The following is a 15,610-nucleotide window of genomic DNA, read 5'->3' as shown; positions in this document are numbered from 1 at the left end:
CCTCAGTTGTGGCCGAAGCGCTTCTGCTGCTTACGGGCAGCAGCCGCGGGGCTGCCCTGGGCGTGCGCGGCGGGAGACGGCTGCGCCTCCGCCACGGACACCTGAGCCTGCTCCTGGGCGTGCGCGGCGTGGGGGGCCTGCGTGGCCTGCGAGGAGCGGTTCTGCGGGCCGGCCTGCTTGCGGTTCTTGTTCTTGGCCATGGTGATCTGCCTCCTGTGGGGGATCTAGGGGCCAGGGCCGGATCCAGATTCACACAGGCCGACCACAGCTGCATGTCGAACAATTACCGTGCGTGACAAGGCTCGACGGCGGTCCGTACCCCGATACGCCACGCCGAAGATCGAGTTCGGGCCGTTAACCTCCCCGTGGTCGGGCAGACTCGAAGGAAGCCCGAAGCAAACCTCCCGGAAAGAGGGTGGATCGCGTGGACCGCTGCATCGTCCTGGTGGACGCCGGGTACCTGCTCGGGGCTGCCGCCAGCCTGCTCGCAGGGGAGCCTTCCAGGTCCCGGATCACCGTCGATCACGCCGCCCTCATCCAGGGGCTGCGGGAGCGCGCCGAGTCCGACACGGAACGGCCGCTGCTGCGCATCTACTGGTTCGACGGCGCCCCCGACCGCGTACCGCAGCCGGAACACCGCAGGCTGCGCGTGATGCCGCGGGTGACCGTGCGCCTGGGCGCCCTGACCCGCAGCGACGGACGGTGGGCGCAGAAGGGCGTGGACGCCGCGATGCACGCCGAGTTGACGGAGCTGGCCCGCAACGGCGCCTGCTCGGACGTCGTGCTCGTCACCGGGGACGGGGATCTGCTGCCGGGCATGATGGCCGCCAAGGAGCACGGGGTCGCCGTGCACCTGTGGGCCGTGCAGGCCGCGGACGGCGACTACAACCAGTCCGAGGACCTCGTCGCCGAGGCCGACGAGCGGCGGGTGCTGGACCGGGCATGGATCACCCGGGCCGTACGGGCCAAGGACCTGGGCGGGCTCTGCGCGCCCCCACCGGTCCCTCGGCCGGAGATCGCCGCGATCCTGTCGGCGCCGCTGCCCGAGTCCGCGCTCGCGGCGGCGGACCGGGCCGCCGCCCGGCCGGAGCACGTCGCGGCGGCCACCGCGCAGAACGGCGGCCAGGAGCGGCTGCCGACGGCCAAGGGCGTACCGACGCCGAAGGACCTGGCGGCACTGCGGGCGCCCGGCACCCAGCCCGTGCAGCAGCCCGCCGGGGCGACGCTGAGGTGGTCGTCCGACAAGGGCTGGGTGGACCGGCCGGTCGCCGGCGAGTCGCCGGACGCCGCCCTGCTGCCGACGCTGGCGCAGCTGACCACCGCCGAGCAGCGCTGGGCCGACCGCGAGGAGGACATCACCACGGTCGGCGGCGATCCGTACGAGGTGGGGCAGGTGTTCGCGCGGCGCTGGATCGGGCGGCTCGCCGACCAGTCGCCTCTGCAGAAGCTGGCGGGCATGTATCCGCGGGTGCCGCACCGCATCGACGGGGAGCTGTTGCGGTACGCGGCACGCTTCGGGCTGCTCGCGCACAAGGACGACCAGATCGACGAGCACGACCGGTACGCGATCCGGGCGGGATTCTGGCGCGAGATCGACCAGCGGACGGGCACGGAGCGCGCCCCCGCCGCGGAGTAGTCCGGGAGCGCCCGGGCAGGCCGGGGGACGGCCGGAGGCCGGGTGATGCCGCCGTGGCAGCGTGCCGCGGTGGGCGGCGGTGGCACCCGGCGGACTCGCCCGCACGGGCCGACCCGAGCGTGGCTTTCGGCGTGGCACCACGTACCCTCGTCCTTTGTGAACACGCGCACCGCATCGGCACATCCGCAGGGCAGCGATGTCGTATGCGCCGTGCGCGGGCTGACCAAGACCTATCCGGCGCTGCGGGGCCGGCGCGGCACGCCGCCGACCCCCGAGGTGCGGGCCACCGACGACGTACGGCTGGACATCCGGCGCGGGGAGATCTTCGGGCTGCTCGGGCCCAACGGCGCCGGGAAGTCCACCTTCGTCCGGCAGCTGACGGGGCTGATGCGGCCCGACCGCGGCAGCGTCACGGTCCTCGGCCACGACATCGTGCGCCGTCCCGAGCGGGCCGCCCGCCTCCTCGCCTACCTCGGCCAGGAGTCCAGCGCGCTCGACGAACTGACCGTCTCGCTCGCCGCCGAGACGACCGGGCGGCTGCGCGGGCTCGGCCTGCGGCAGGCGCGCCAGGAGCGGGACGCCGTCCTCGACGAACTCGGGCTCGCACCGATCGCCTCGCGGCCGCTGAAGAAGCTGTCCGGCGGTCAGCGCCGGCTCGCCTGCCTGGCCGCAACCCTGGTCGGGGAGCGGCCGCTGCTCGTGCTCGACGAGCCGACCACCGGCATGGACCCGGTGGCCCGGCGTGCCGTGTGGGCCGCCGTCGACCGGCGGCGGGCCGAGCGCGGGACGACCGTCCTGCTGGTCACCCACAACGTCATCGAGGCGGAGACCGTCCTGGACCGGGTCGCGGTCCTCGACCGGGGCCGCGTCATCGCCTGTGACACCCCGGCCGGGCTCAAGGAGCGGGTCGCGGGCGAGGTGCGCGTCGAGCTCGTGTGGCGCGAGCGGGCGCCGCTGGACGTGCCCGAGGTGGCGGCCCTGCGTGCCCGCGCCGCCGAGTCCGGGCGCCGCTGGTCGCTGCGGATGGCGCCCGAGGAGGCGCGCGCGGCCGTCGCCACCGTGACCGGGGGCGCCGCCTTCGCCGCCCTCGACGACTTCACACTGGCCACGCCGAGCCTGGAGGACGTCTATCTGGCGCTCGGCGGCAGTACCCAGCAGGGGCTGGTGAAGGCATGAGCGCGCGGGCCACCGTGTCCGTAAGGTGCGCAGGGGGCGCCGCGTCCGTGGGGGACGCGGCGGCCGCAGGAGCGAAGAGGAGCAGCGCGACGTGAGTGTCGTACCCGCCGAGGTTCTGCGCGGTGCCGGGGCGGCGGAGGGCGGCGCCGGGAGCGTCGCCGCGCTGGGGCCCCGGGCGCGGCTGTGGCCGTCGCTCGCCGCGGTGTACCGGGCGCAGCTGTCCCGCGCGCGGGTCGCACGGATCCCGCTGCTGTTCGTGGCGACGTTCCAGTCGATCGGGATCATGATCATGATGCGCGGCGTGGTGGACGGCGGCCGCGACGCGTGGTCCGTGGTCTCCGGGTCCTCCGTGCTGGTGGTCGCCTACGTCGGCCTGAACCTGCTGGCCCAGTACTTCGGCCAGCTGCGGGGCAGCGGCGGGCTCGACCACTACGCCACCCTCCCGGTGCCGGCGGCCGCGGTGGTGCTGGGGGCGGCGGGGGCCTACGCGTCCTTCACCGTGCCCGGGACGGTGGTGACCGCCGTCTTCGGGTGTGTGCTCTTCGGGCTGCCCCTCGCCCACCTCTGGGTGCTGATCGCGGTGATCCCGCTCTCCGGGGCCGCGCTGTCCGGGCTCGGCGCCGCGCTCGGGCTGCTCGCACCGCGACCCGAACTGGCGACGCTGCTTGGGCAGTTGGGCATGTCGGCCGCACTGCTGCTGGGGGTGCTGCCGGCCCATCGGATGCCGGAGGCCGTACAGGTCGTACGGGACCTGCTGCCGTCGACGTACGGCGTCGAGGCGTTTGCGCGGACCTTCGGTGGGCATCCGGACTGGGCGCTGGTCCTGGGTGACCTGGCCGTCTGCGCCGTCGTCGGGGTGGCCTCGCTGACCCTGGCGACCTGGGCCTACCGCCGGGCCGCCCAGCGATGACGCGGCCGATGGACACGCCTGGCAGGATGTGAAGGTGACCGCTCCGTTGACTCCGCCTCCGCCGCCGCACGAACCCTCCCCGCGCTCTCCGCACCCCGCGTGGGAGACCGCGCCCGCCCCTCCGTCGATGGGGCCCGCCCCGCACGGCGCCACCGCCGTGTACGGGGAGGACGGGCCCGGCATGAAGACCGAGCTGCGCGAGGCGGCCGTGGTCACGGTGGGCGTGGCGCTCGCCGGTGTGCTGCTCGGCGTGCTGTGGTCGCGGCTGGCCCCCCATGTGCCGCTGGTGGGCGACCTGGTCGACAAGAACTGGGTCGTGTACCTGAAGGACACCGAGGGGGAGCAGGCCATCGGGGTGGACGGAACGTTCACCCTGCTCGCGCTCGGGTTCGGGGTGCTCAGCGCGCTGGTCGTCTTCCTGGCGCGCAAGCGGGGCGGGGTGCCGCTGGTGGTGGCGCTCGCCGTGGGCGGGGTGCTCGGGTCCCTGATCGCGTGGCGTGTGGGTGTCTGGCTGGGCCCCGCCCAGGACGTGATCGCGCACGCTCAGGCCGTGGGCAAGGGGGTGACGTTCCCCGCGCCGCTGAAGCTCGGCGCGAAGGGGGCGTTGCTCGCGTGGTCGGTGGGCGCGCTGGTGGTGCACCTCGGGCTGACGGCGTTGTTCGGGCCCAGGGATCCGGACCCCTACGCGACGCCCTACGGGGGGCCCGCCGCGCCGCCGGCGTAGGACCGGCCGCGTGGACACCCGCGTGGGGTTGTGCCCGCGCGTGCCCCGGAGACCTCCTGAGCGCCGGGACAGCCGATGCGAGGCTGCCCGGCGCCGCGGTGAGGGGCGTGGTCACGCCGGACGGTGGCCGTGGTTCGCATGGCCCTTCTTCATGCGCCATTTGCGCTTGCGTGTCCTCTTCGACATATTTCCGTATTAGCCGAGGACGGGCCGTTCGTCGAGTGCTGGGACGCCGCCGCTCGCCGGGTGCTCGGCGGCGGCCGTTCACCGGGCGTGCTCGGCGGCGGCCGTTCACCGGGTGTGCTCGGGCTGCGGTTCGCCGGGTGTGCTCGGGCTGCGGTTCGCCGAGGTGGTCAGGCGCGGGGAGGTGGTCAGGCGCGGGCGATCGGGGCGAGCGTCGCGTCCGTCAGCTTCGCCAGGTCCTCGGGGGCCAGCTCCACCTCCAGGCCCCGGCGGCCCGCCGAGACGCAGATCGTGCCGTGCGACGACGCCGACGCGTCCAGCACCGTCCGCAGCCTTCTGCGCTGGCCGAGCGGGGAGATGCCGCCGCGCACGTAGCCCGTCGTGCGCTCGGCGAGCGTCGGGTCCGCCATCGCCGCCCGCTTGCCGCCCACCGCCGTCGCCAGCGCCTTCAGGTCCAGCGAGCCCGCCACCGGGACCACCCCGACCACCAGCGCGCCGTCCACGTCCGCCACCAGGGTCTTGAAGACCCGCTCCGCGGACACCCCCATCGCCTCCGCCGCCTCCTCGCCGTAGGAGGGGTGCGACGGATCGTGGTCGTAGGAGTGGACCGTGAAGTCCACCCCGGCCGCCGTCAGCGCCACCGTCGCCGGGGTGCCCCCCGGCTGCTGCTTCTTCGATTTCTTCGCCATCCGGCCGTTCCCCACAGGTCGCGCTTCAGTTCAGGCTCGTCGGACCCCGCGTCAGCTCCGACGCGGGCAACGACGGCAGACTACGGATGATCGCCGTCTCCGAGCGAAGCAGTTTCAGCTCGTCACGCAGGCGGGACGCGGTGTCCGGGGCCTGCAGCAGCCGCTGCTTGGTCGGCGTGTCCAGCATGACCGCGGCCGCGACCAGGTACGACACCACGGCCGGTTCGTCCGGCAGCTCCGCACCCGTCGACAGGGACCTCTCCCGCGCGCCCGCCAGCCGCTTCTGGTACTGGCGGAACGCCCGCAGCACCCCCTCGGCGAGCGCGCCGGCCTCGTCGCCCTGCTGCTCCGGCAGTTCCTCCAGCTCGGCGGTCAGATACGCGCCCGACGCGTCGACGGACAGCATCCGGACGCGTGTCGTGCCCGTGGCCAGCACCTCGAACGAGCCGTCGGCCCGCTCCCGGATCGTCGCCGCGTCCGCGATGCACCCCACCGCGTGGAACGCCTTGGCCGGATCGGGCCCGAAGCCCGCCGCGGGACCGCGCGCCGGCAGGGCCGTCGGGTCCGGCATCCCGGGCGCGCTCGGCGCCACCTCGTGGCCGTCGCGGATGGCCAGGACGGCGAAGCGGCGCGGTTCGTCCTCGGGGATCTTCAGCAGGTCGCGCATCAGGGCGCGGTAGCGCTCCTCGAAGACGTTCAGCGGGAGCACGAGCCCCGGGAACAGTACCGAGTTCAGCGGGAAGAGCGGGAGCCGGACGGTGGTCACGACGGGACAGCCTAATGGGCTCGGAAGCGCGTGCGTCCGGCGTGACCCCCGTGGGCGAGGAGAAGCCGCACGGAAGGCGGCGGTCCCGGCGACACGGCATTCAGCCGGACTCCGTCCCGCACGGTGAGGAACGCGCCGAGCGGATCGTCCGAGATCCGGTCCCAGGGGAACGACGTGGCGTACGGGCCGGTCATCCGAAGTTGCGTCAACGCGTCCTCCCAGCGCCCCAGTTCGACCAGGACGTACGTGAGGAGGTTGCGGACCTCCGCGGGCTCCGGCGCGGCGGCCGCCTGCCGGGACGACAGCGCGATCGCCCGGTCCGCCGCCGCGTGAAGCCGGCCGGCCGCCACGGCGGCCCCGTCGCCCGCCGTCAGACAGGCGAAGGCCGCGCGCAGCGGCAGCGCCTGCATCAGGGAGCCCGGCGGGGCCTCCTGCGCGGCGGTCTCGGCGAAGTCGAGGCACTCGCGGCGCGAACCGCGTGAGCCGCGCGAGGCGTGAGGGGCGTGAGGGGCCCGGGGGCTGAGAAGGGCGTGGGGGCTGCTCCCGGTCCGGGCGCGGCAGGCGGCCGACAGATAGCGCAGGGCCGCCACATGACAGCCGTAGTGGTGCGGGCAGCGGCGTACGGCCTCGGCCCACAGCCGCTCGAACTCCGCGGGCCGCGCGGCGGTGCCGCGCGCATGATCGAGCGCCACCCGCCACGGCACCGGATCGCCCGCAGCGCACTCGGCCGCCTCCGCGACCAACGGGGCGACCCGGCGCAGGACTTCGGCCCGGGCGGGCGACTCCCAGCCGCGCCGGACCGCCAGTTCCGCCTCGACCAGCAGGGCGTCCGGATCCCGCGGAGCGGCGGCGCACCAGTCCAGGAGCCACTCGTCGCGCGAGCGCGCGAAGGCGGCGAGCCGCGTCACATACCGGTCGCGGTCCTCCCAGTCGGCGGCCTCCCGCGTGGTCGCGAGCAGCGCGGCCGCCGGGCCGTGGTCGCCGCGGGCCGCCGCGACCAGGGCGGGCGCCAGCCGCTCGTCGGGCGCGTCGAGCAGAACCTCGCCGTCCGGGGGCAGCCCGACGGCCGGCCGCGAGGAGTCCCCTGCCTCCCCCAGCGCCGAGGAACCCCGGAGGCACCCCGAGGCCGAACGGAGGAACGCGCGCAGCAGTGACATGGTGTCGACCATTGAAAAGGCGCAGGTCGGGGCGGCGCCAGCCGCAGGGGCAACCCGATTTTGGTTGTACTCCCCAAGGTCAAGAATAGGCAAAGAGCGATGCGCGCGCCGCCGCCGGGAGCCGCGTGCCGTCCGGTCCGGGCCGGTGACCTCAGCCGCGCCGCAGCAGTCTGGTGGCTCCCGCCGCGATCGTGGTCGCCAGGATCCACCCGAGCAGGATCACCACCGCCGACAGCCACTGCCAGCCCCCGCTCAGCTGCCACTGGCCGGCCTGACCGAGGTCGATCACCGGCAGCAGCAGGTCCAGGGCGAGCAGCGAGGGGTTCCACGGCGGATGCGCGTCCTTGCTGACCGGAGGATGGCTCGCGTGCGAGAACGCGAGCGACGCCGCGGCCCAGAGGACCGCCATCCACACCGCCGCGCGGCCGGGCCGGTACCCGTAGGCGACGGTCCAGTCCTGCACGTAACCCCACAGTTTCGCCGCGAGCGGCAGCGTCTCCCGGCGCCGCCGATGCTTGGCGAGCAGCACCTCGCGCGCGTCCTCGTCCTCCCCCGAGGTCCGCAGCACGGCCGCGAGACGCTCGTACGGCTCCGGGTTGTACTCCGCCGTCGCCGCCGCGACCCACTCCAGGCGCCGGGTGAGCGGGAAGGCGTCCTGCGGGACGAGGTTCTCGTAGCTGAAGCCGCCCATGTGCAGATCGCCGAGACCCGGCCAGCTCGCCCACCGGTCGACCAGGTTCACCACGCGCGCCCCCGAAAGGGTCACCTTGCCGCGCTCGGGGCGCTCGCCCAGGAAACGCAGCTCGGGGGTCTGCACCCGGCGCAGGGACAGTTCGTGGTCCTCGTCCAGCACGAACCGGGCCTGCTCCAGGTCGACCGCGTCCCCGAACCGCCCGTCGTCCAGCCGGATCCCGCCCCGGCACTCGAACCGCTGCACCCGTGTACCACGCGCGGGCGTGGTCCCGCTGGTCAGCAGCGGATTGCCGAGGCCCGCCGGGGTCAGGTACAGCGTCCGTTCGACCGTCAGCTGGGGCGCGTTGAGCGCCAGCGGCGTGTAGGGGTTGTTCAGCCGGGCGCCGCGCAGGCTCAGCGACACCCCGACCTTGGCGCCGCGCAGGCTCAGCTCGCCGTGCGACTCCAGCATCTCGGCCTGGAGGTCCTGGCCGACCGTCATCCCGTCCGCGGTGATCGACCGGCCGCGCCGGTCCCGGTAGACGACGGCCTGGTTGAGCAGCAGGTCGGTGCCGATGTGGGCGTCGGTGAGCCGTACCCCGTTGTGGAAGCGGCAGCGCGGGAGATGCAGGTCGCCCTCGGTGTGCACGCGTGCCGCCTCGAGCCGCGGCACGGAGCAGTCCACCAGCCGCAGGGTGGTGCAGCGGGCCTCCGGCAGCAGGATCTCCTGCTCGAACCGGCAGCCCTTCAGCTCCACGTACGGCACGATCGTGCCGCCCGCCAGATCCAGGGTGCCGGTGATCTGCACACCGCTCAGTTTCAGCGACGAGACCCGGCCGGCCAGTGCGGTCGGCCCGTCCAGCAGCAGCCACGCCACGACCCGCGCCCGCACACTGCGCTCGGGGCCCCACGGATGGCCGCCGTGCGGATCGTCCACGACGGTGTCCCCGGTCCGCAGGTCGTACGGGCTGCCGTTGCGGAACGCCTGCCACATCCCGGCCTCGGTGGCGGTCAGTTCCTCCGGCAGGTCTCCGGCGCGCAAGCCGGCACCCTCGGTCACGGCTGTTCCTTCCTCCCCGGCTCTCGCGGGTTCGTACGACCGTGATGCCCGCTGAGTGACGGCCCGAACGCTACCGGTGAAGGTGATCTTCCGGGTCCGGTGTCAGCCACCGGATCCGGCCACCGCGCCGGTGCGGACCGGGCCCCGCCCGGCGGCTCGCCGAGGTGCCCGGCGCCCGCCGCGCACGGCCCACGGCCCAAGCGTGTCCGGCAGGGCACCCCGCCCGCGACACGCCCGGCCGGACACGCCCGGGTCCCACCGCACGCCCGCTGAACCGGAGCCCGTTCCCCGCGCGGCGACACCCGCCGCCATCTGTCGACGGCGGCGGCGCTCCGCGCCCGGCCGAGACGGCGCCGCGCCCGGCCGGTTCGGGACCGCCCAGCCGACGCGCCGCCGGCACGGCGCCGCGCCTGCCTGGCGCCTCGCCCTCCCGGCTCCGGCCAGCCGGCGCCCCGTCCTCCCGGCTCCGTCCTCCCGGCTCCGCCCTCCCGGCTCCGCCCTCCCGGCTCCGCCCTCCCGGCGCCTCGCCCACCCGGCTCCGCCCACCCCGCGCCTCGCCCCCCGGCTCCGCCCACCCGGCTCCGGGTCGACCCCGGCGTGCTGCGCGGACCCGCGCGGCCCGCCGCGCCGTGCCCACCCCGCGGGCCCCGCGGGCCCCGCGATCCCGCGCCGCCCGTGGCCCTGCCGCGCCGCGGACCGCGCCCGCGAGGGCCGGGATCGGGCACCCCGCCAAGCGGACCGTCCGTCCGCCCACACTCTGTATCAGCCATTGATACGGTCGTCCGGCGCCTCGTCGCCGTCTGCGAGAATTGGCCCCGTGATCTCCCGAATCGATCTGCGCGGCGACGCCCTCCCCGAGGGTCCCGCCCTGCGCGACCTGCTGCCCCGAGCCGACTTCGATGTTCAGGCCGCCCTGGAGAAGGTGCGTCCGATCTGCGAGGCCGTGCATCATCGGGGCGACGCGGCGCTGATCGACTTCGCCGAGAAGTTCGACGGCGTACGCCTGGAGTCGGTGCGGGTTCCGGCCGCGGCGCTCGCCGAGGCCCTCGACCGGCTCGACCCGGCCGTGCGCGCGGCCCTGGAGGAGTCCATCCACCGCGCCCGCCTCGTCCACCGCGCCCAGCGCCGCACCACGCACACCACCCAGGTCGTGCCCGGCGGCTCGGTCACCGAGAAGTGGGTGCCGGTGGACCGCGTCGGGCTGTACGCGCCCGGCGGCAGGTCCGTCTACCCGTCGTCCGTGGTCATGAACGCCGTGCCCGCGCAGGAGGCCGGTGTCGAGTCGATCGCCCTCGCCTCCCCGCCCCAGGCCGAGTTCGGGGGCCTGCCGCACCCGACGATCCTCGCCGCCTGCGCGCTGCTCGGCGTCGACGAGGTCTACGCCGCGGGCGGCGCGACCGCGGTCGCGATGTTCGCGTACGGCACCGAGTCCTGCCCGCCCGCCACCATGGTCACCGGCCCCGGCAACATCTGGGTCGCCGCGGCCAAGCGCTACTTCACCGGCCGGATCGGCATCGACACGGAGGCCGGCCCCACCGAGATCGCGATCCTCGCGGACGAGACCGCCGACCCGGTGCACGTCGCCTCGGACCTGATCAGCCAGGCGGAGCACGACCCGCTGGCGGCCGCCGTCCTGGTCACCGACTCGGTCGAGCTGGCCGAGGCGGTGGAGAAGGAACTCGGGCCGCAGGTCGAGGCCACCCGGCATGTCGAGGACCGGATCCGCCCGGCGCTCGCCGGCAGGCAGTCCGCCGTCGTCCTGGTCGACGGCATCGACGAGGGGCTCAGGGTGGTCGACGCGTACGGCGCCGAGCACCTGGAGATCCAGACCGCCGACGCCGCCGCCGTCGCGGACCGGGTGCGCAACGCGGGCGCGATCTTCGTCGGGCCCTGGGCGCCCGTCTCGCTCGGCGACTACGCGGCCGGGTCCAACCACGTCCTGCCGACGGGCGGCTGCGCCTGTCACTCCTCGGGCCTGTCCGTCCAGTCCTTCCTGCGCGGCATCCACGTCGTCGACTACACGAAGGACGCGCTGGCCGAGGTCGCACACCACGTGGTGACGCTGGCGGAGGCGGAGGACCTGCCGGCGCACGGCGCCGCCATCAAGGCCCGGTTCGGTTGGAAGGTGCCGGAAAGCAAGTGACTGGAATCGACGATCTTCCCGTACGGGACGAACTGCGCGGCAAGTCCCCCTACGGAGCGCCCCAACTGGACGTCCCCGTACGGCTGAACACCAACGAGAACCCGTATCCGCTGCCCGAGCCGCTGGTCGAGCGGATCGCCGAGCGCGTGCGCGAGGCCGCCCGCGGCCTCAACCGCTATCCGGACCGGGACGCCGTCGAACTGCGCACCAGGCTCGCCGAGTACCTGACGACGACCGGCGGGTACCGGGTGGGCCTGGAGAACGTCTGGGCGGCCAACGGCTCCAACGAGGTCATCCAGCAACTGCTGCAGACCTTCGGCGGACCGGGCCGCAGCGCCATCGGCTTCGAGCCGTCGTACTCGATGCACGCGCTCATCGCGCGCGGCACGGGCACCGGCTGGATCTCCGGCCCCCGCACCGAGGACTTCACGATCGACCTCCCGGCCGCCGAGCGGGCGATCGCCGAGAACCGGCCGGACGTCGTCTTCGTCACCTCCCCCAACAACCCCACCGGCAACGCGGTGCCCGGCGAGACGGTCCTCGCCCTGTACGACGCCGCACAGGCGGCGAAGCCGTCGATGGTCGTCGTGGACGAGGCGTACATCGAGTTCAGCCACGGCCGTTCGCTGCTGCCGCTCATCGAAGGTCGGCCGAATCTCGTCGTCTCGCGGACCATGTCGAAGGCGTTCGGCGCGGCCGGACTGCGTCTCGGCTACCTCGCCGCGCACCCGGCGGTCGTGGACGCCGTCCAGCTCGTCCGGCTGCCCTACCACCTGTCGGCGGTCACCCAGGCGACCGCCCTGGCCGCGCTGGAGCACACCGACACGCTGCTCAAGTACGTCGAGCAGCTGAAGTCCGAGCGGGACCGGCTGGTCACCGAGCTGCGCGCGCTCGGCTACGAGGTCACGGAGTCCGACGCGAACTTCGTGCAGTTCGGGCGGTTCGCCGACGCCCACGAGGCCTGGCGGAAGATCCTCGACCGGGGCGTCCTGGTCCGGGACAACGGCGTGCCGGGACGGCTGCGCGTCAGCGCCGGAACACCGCAGGAGAACGACGCGTTCCTGGACGCGGCACGTGAGCTGAAGAAGGAGCAGAGCGCATGAGCCGGGTAGGCCGCGTGGAGCGGACCACCAAGGAGACCTCCGTGGTCGTCGAGATCGACCTCGACGGCACCGGCAGGACCGACATCACGACGGGCGTCGGCTTCTACGACCACATGCTCGACCAACTCGGCCGGCACGGTCTGTTCGACCTGACCGTGAAGACCGAGGGCGACCTGCACATCGACTCCCACCACACCATCGAGGACAGCGCCCTCGCCCTCGGCGCCGCCTTCCGGCAGGCCCTCGGCGACAAGGTGGGCATCTACCGCTTCGGGAACTGCACCGTCCCGCTGGACGAGTCGCTCGCACAGGTGACCGTCGACCTGTCCGGCCGCCCCTACCTGGTGCACACCGAGCCCGAGAACATGGCGCCGATGATCGGCGCCTACGACACCACGATGACCCGGCACATCCTGGAGTCCTTCGTGGCCCAGGCACAGATCGCACTGCACGTCCACGTGCCCTACGGGCGCAACGCGCACCACATCGTGGAGTGCCAGTTCAAGGCGCTGGCGCGGGCGCTGCGGTACGCCAGCGAGCGCGACCCGCGCGCGGCCGGCATTCTCCCGTCCACGAAGGGTGCGCTGTAGAGCCATGAACGGTACCTCGACCGTCCTGATCGTCGTCGGCCTCTTCCTCGTCGGCGGGATCATCTCCTTCGTCCGGCAGAAGATGCCGAAGAGCCTCATCGTGCTGCTCTCGATCGGCGCGGCCCTGTGCCTCGTCACGGGCGTCATGCGTCTGGAGGTGTGGAATTGAGCTCGCCCAGGAGCGTCGTCGTCTTCGACTACGGCTTCGGCAACGTCCGCTCCGCCGAGCGTGCCCTCGCCCGCGCCGGGGCCGACGTCGAGATCACCCGTGACTTCGACAGGGCCATGAACGCCGACGGCCTGCTGGTGCCGGGCGTCGGCGCCTTCGCCGCCTGCATGCAGGGCCTGCGCGGGGCGCGCGGAGACTGGATCATCGGCCGGCGGCTGGCCGGGGGGCGCCCCGTGATGGGCATCTGCGTCGGCATGCAGATCCTGTTCGCTCGCGGCATCGAACACGGGGTGGAGACCGAGGGCCTGGACGAGTGGCCCGGCACGGTCGAGCCGCTGCAGGCGGACATCGTGCCCCACATGGGCTGGAACACCGTCGAGGCGCCGGCCGACTCGGAGCTGTTCGCGGGTCTGGACGCGGACGCGCGTTACTACTTCGTGCACTCCTACGCCGTCCACGACTGGCGGTTGGAGACGCTCAGCCCGGCGCTGCGGCCCCCCAAGGTCACCTGGTCGACGCACGGCAAGCCCTTTGTGGCGGCCGTCGAGAACGGCGCCCTGTGGGCCACGCAGTTCCACCCCGAGAAGTCCGGCGACGCCGGTGCACAGCTGCTCACCAACTGGATCGGAACCCTGTAGACCATGGCCAAGCTCGAACTGCTCCCCGCCGTCGACGTCCGCGACGGCCAGGCCGTCCGCCTCGTGCACGGCGAGTCCGGCACGGAGACCTCGTACGGCTCTCCCCTGGAGGCCGCCCTCGCCTGGCAGCGGGCGGGCGCCGAGTGGCTGCACCTGGTCGACCTGGACGCCGCGTTCGGCACCGGCGACAACCGCGCGCTGATCGGCGAGGTCACGAAGGCCATGGACATCAAGGTGGAGCTGTCCGGCGGCATCCGCGACGACGACACCCTGGCCGCCGCTCTGGCCACCGGCTGCACACGCGTGAACCTGGGCACCGCCGCCCTGGAGACCCCCGAGTGGGTCGCCGAGGTCATCGCCGAGCACGGTGACAGGATCGCGGTCGGCCTCGACGTGCGCGGGACCACCCTGCGCGGCCGCGGCTGGACCCGCGACGGCGGTGACCTCTACGAGACGCTGGAGCGCCTGGACAAGGAGGGCTGCGCGCGGTACGTCGTCACCGACATCGCCAAGGACGGCACCCTCCAGGGTCCCAACCTGGAGCTCCTGAAGAACGTCTGCGCCGCCACCGACCGCCCGGTGGTGGCCTCCGGCGGCGTGTCGTCCCTGGACGACCTGCGCGCGATCGCCGGCCTCGTGCCCCTCGGTGTCGAAGGCGCGATCGTCGGGAAGGCCCTGTACGCGAAGGCGTTCACCCTGGAAGAGGCACTGGAGGCTGTGTCGTCATGACGTCCGAGGCCGTGCGGCGTGTGCAGAGCGGAAGTCCTTGGGAAGAGACCTTCGGTTTCGCACGCGCCGTCGCGGCGGGCGACCGTGTGCTGGTCGGGGGCACGACGGCCTTCCAGGGCCCTGTGCTGTACGGGGAGGGCGACCCGTACGAGCAGGCCAAGGTGGCCTTCGCCAGCGCGGTCGAAGCGATCGGCGAGTTCGGGCTGGGCATCGAGTCCGTGCTCCGGACCCGGATATATCTCGCGCACCTGCGGGACGTCGACGAGGTGGGCCGCGCCCACAAGGAGCTGTTCGACCCGGTGCGCCCGATCACGACCCTGCTGGTCGTGGAGGGCTTCGTCGACCCGCGCATCCTGGTCGAAGTGGAACTGGAAGCCTTCCGAGGCTGAAGGAGCCTTCGGGGCCGGAAGAAGCCTTCGGGGGCTGGAAGGAGCCTTCGGAGGCTGGAAGAAGCCTTTCCGAAGGCCGGAAACAGCAAGAGGAGCCGTGGATTCATGACCCTGGCGGTCCGAGTCATTCCCTGCCTGGACGTGGACGGCGGCCGGGTCGTCAAGGGCGTCAATTTCCAGAACCTGCGCGACGCGGGCGACCCCGTCGAGATGGCCAAGGTGTACGACGCCGAGGGCGCCGACGAGCTGACGTTCCTGGACATCACCGCGTCCTCGGGCAATCGCGAGACGACGTACGACGTGGTGCGCCGCACCGCCGAGCAGGTGTTCATCCCGCTCACGGTCGGCGGCGGCGTGCGCTCGGCCGAGGACGTGGACAGGCTGCTGCGGGCGGGCGCCGACAAGGTGGGCGTGAACACGGCCGCGATCGCCCGCCCGGACCTGATCCGCGAGATCGCCGAGCGCTTCGGCCGGCAGGTGCTGGTGCTGTCCGTGGACGCACGGCGCACTCCCTCGGGGAGCTTCGAGGTGACGACCCACGGCGGTCGTCGCGGCACCGGCATCGACGCGGTGGAGTGGGCGCACCGCGCCGCCGAGCTGGGCGCGGGGGAGATCCTGCTCAACTCGATGGACGCGGACGGCACCAAGGACGGCTACGACCTGGAGATGATCGCGGCCGTGCGCAAGCACGTGACCGTCCCCCTCATCGCCTCCGGCGGCGCGGGCAAACCGGCCGACTTCCCGCCGGCCGTCGCCGCGGGCGCGGACGCGGTGCTGGCGGCGTCGGTGTTCCACTTCGGGGACCTGCGGATCGCCGAGGTGAAGGAGACCCTGCGGAAGGCGGGCCACCCGGTCCGCTGACACGGCGCCCGGATC

General features: G+C 73.6%; 17 protein-coding genes. 12 read left to right on the top strand and 5 right to left on the bottom strand.

Annotation, left to right across the window (positions count from 1 at the left end):
* Window positions 1-2: 2 nt before the first annotated feature.
* Window positions 3-200, bottom strand: coding sequence for a hypothetical protein (locus ACFYMU_RS13045; protein WP_388372076.1), 198 nt, complete (start codon window positions 198-200; stop codon window positions 3-5).
* Window positions 201-424: 224 nt separating this feature from the next.
* Between ACFYMU_RS13045 and ACFYMU_RS13040 the strand changes: the two genes are divergently transcribed.
* The 4 genes from ACFYMU_RS13040 (at window position 425) to ACFYMU_RS13025 (ending at window position 4,446) form a co-directional block, all read left to right on the top strand.
* Window positions 425-1,636: an NYN domain-containing protein gene (locus ACFYMU_RS13040; protein ID WP_388372074.1), complete on the top strand. Its 1,212-nt coding sequence runs from the start codon at window positions 425-427 to the stop codon at window positions 1,634-1,636.
* Between the two features lie 156 nt (window positions 1,637-1,792).
* Window positions 1,793-2,812, top strand: a complete 1,020-nt coding sequence (locus tag ACFYMU_RS13035) for an ABC transporter ATP-binding protein (RefSeq protein WP_388372072.1) — start codon at window positions 1,793-1,795, stop codon at window positions 2,810-2,812.
* A 91-nt stretch (window positions 2,813-2,903) separates the two neighbouring features.
* Entirely contained in the window at window positions 2,904-3,722 is an 819-nt protein-coding gene (locus tag ACFYMU_RS13030; RefSeq protein ID WP_388372071.1) for an ABC transporter permease, read from the top strand.
* A gap of 34 nt (window positions 3,723-3,756) precedes the next feature.
* On the top strand, window positions 3,757-4,446 hold the full coding sequence (locus ACFYMU_RS13025) for an AAA family ATPase (protein ID WP_388372070.1): 690 nt from the start codon (window positions 3,757-3,759) through the stop codon (window positions 4,444-4,446).
* Window positions 4,447-4,817: 371 nt separating this feature from the next.
* On the opposite strand, the gene ybaK is transcribed toward ACFYMU_RS13025, so the two are convergent.
* The 4 genes from ybaK to ACFYMU_RS13005 all read right to left on the bottom strand — a co-directional run bounded on the left by ybaK (window position 4,818) and on the right by ACFYMU_RS13005 (window position 8,973).
* Window positions 4,818-5,318, bottom strand: a complete 501-nt coding sequence (ybaK, locus tag ACFYMU_RS13020; protein WP_388372069.1) for a Cys-tRNA(Pro) deacylase — start codon at window positions 5,316-5,318, stop codon at window positions 4,818-4,820.
* A gap of 25 nt (window positions 5,319-5,343) precedes the next feature.
* Window positions 5,344-6,084, bottom strand: coding sequence for an LON peptidase substrate-binding domain-containing protein (locus tag ACFYMU_RS13015; RefSeq protein ID WP_388372068.1), 741 nt, complete (start codon window positions 6,082-6,084; stop codon window positions 5,344-5,346).
* An 11-nt stretch (window positions 6,085-6,095) separates the two neighbouring features.
* On the bottom strand, window positions 6,096-7,253 hold the full coding sequence (locus ACFYMU_RS13010) for a hypothetical protein (RefSeq protein WP_388372066.1): 1,158 nt from the start codon (window positions 7,251-7,253) through the stop codon (window positions 6,096-6,098).
* 139 nt (window positions 7,254-7,392) lie between these two features.
* On the bottom strand, window positions 7,393-8,973 hold the full coding sequence (locus ACFYMU_RS13005) for an oxidoreductase (RefSeq protein WP_388372064.1): 1,581 nt from the start codon (window positions 8,971-8,973) through the stop codon (window positions 7,393-7,395).
* An 817-nt stretch (window positions 8,974-9,790) separates the two neighbouring features.
* Between ACFYMU_RS13005 and hisD the strand changes: the two genes are divergently transcribed.
* The 8 genes from hisD to hisF all read left to right on the top strand — a co-directional run bounded on the left by hisD (window position 9,791) and on the right by hisF (window position 15,595).
* Window positions 9,791-11,116, top strand: a complete 1,326-nt coding sequence (gene hisD, locus ACFYMU_RS13000; RefSeq protein WP_388372062.1) for a histidinol dehydrogenase — start codon at window positions 9,791-9,793, stop codon at window positions 11,114-11,116.
* Window positions 11,113-12,219: a histidinol-phosphate transaminase gene (locus ACFYMU_RS12995; RefSeq protein ID WP_388372060.1), complete on the top strand. Its 1,107-nt coding sequence runs from the start codon at window positions 11,113-11,115 to the stop codon at window positions 12,217-12,219. The genes hisD and ACFYMU_RS12995 overlap by 4 nt, the downstream gene beginning before the upstream one ends.
* The gene (hisB, locus tag ACFYMU_RS12990) at window positions 12,216-12,809 is read left to right on the top strand and encodes an imidazoleglycerol-phosphate dehydratase HisB (protein WP_388372059.1); all 594 of its coding nucleotides are present in this window, start codon (window positions 12,216-12,218) and stop codon (window positions 12,807-12,809) included. The genes ACFYMU_RS12995 and hisB overlap by 4 nt, the downstream gene beginning before the upstream one ends.
* A gap of 4 nt (window positions 12,810-12,813) precedes the next feature.
* Entirely contained in the window at window positions 12,814-12,978 is a 165-nt protein-coding gene (locus ACFYMU_RS12985; RefSeq protein ID WP_388372057.1) for a hypothetical protein, read from the top strand.
* Window positions 12,969-13,616, top strand: a complete 648-nt coding sequence (gene hisH, locus ACFYMU_RS12980) for an imidazole glycerol phosphate synthase subunit HisH (protein ID WP_388372055.1) — start codon at window positions 12,969-12,971, stop codon at window positions 13,614-13,616. The genes ACFYMU_RS12985 and hisH overlap by 10 nt, the downstream gene beginning before the upstream one ends.
* Window positions 13,617-13,619: 3 nt before the next feature.
* Window positions 13,620-14,345, top strand: a complete 726-nt coding sequence (gene priA, locus ACFYMU_RS12975; RefSeq protein WP_388372054.1) for a bifunctional 1-(5-phosphoribosyl)-5-((5-phosphoribosylamino)methylideneamino)imidazole-4-carboxamide isomerase/phosphoribosylanthranilate isomerase PriA — start codon at window positions 13,620-13,622, stop codon at window positions 14,343-14,345.
* Window positions 14,342-14,734 carry a RidA family protein gene (locus tag ACFYMU_RS12970; RefSeq protein WP_388372052.1) on the top strand — a complete coding sequence of 131 codons (393 nt, stop codon included), beginning with the start codon at window positions 14,342-14,344 and terminating at the stop codon, window positions 14,732-14,734. Before priA ends, ACFYMU_RS12970 begins: the two co-directional genes overlap by 4 nt.
* Window positions 14,735-14,839: 105 nt before the next feature.
* The gene (gene hisF, locus ACFYMU_RS12965; RefSeq protein ID WP_388372050.1) at window positions 14,840-15,595 is read left to right on the top strand and encodes an imidazole glycerol phosphate synthase subunit HisF; all 756 of its coding nucleotides are present in this window, start codon (window positions 14,840-14,842) and stop codon (window positions 15,593-15,595) included.
* Window positions 15,596-15,610 lie beyond the last annotated feature (15 nt).

Source organism: Streptomyces sp. NPDC007264 (assembly GCF_042869095.1).
GTDB lineage: Bacteria > Actinomycetota > Actinomycetes > Streptomycetales > Streptomycetaceae > Streptomyces.
Note: the sequence above shows the minus strand (reverse complement) of the source record. Positions and strands in the feature narration are given on the sequence as shown.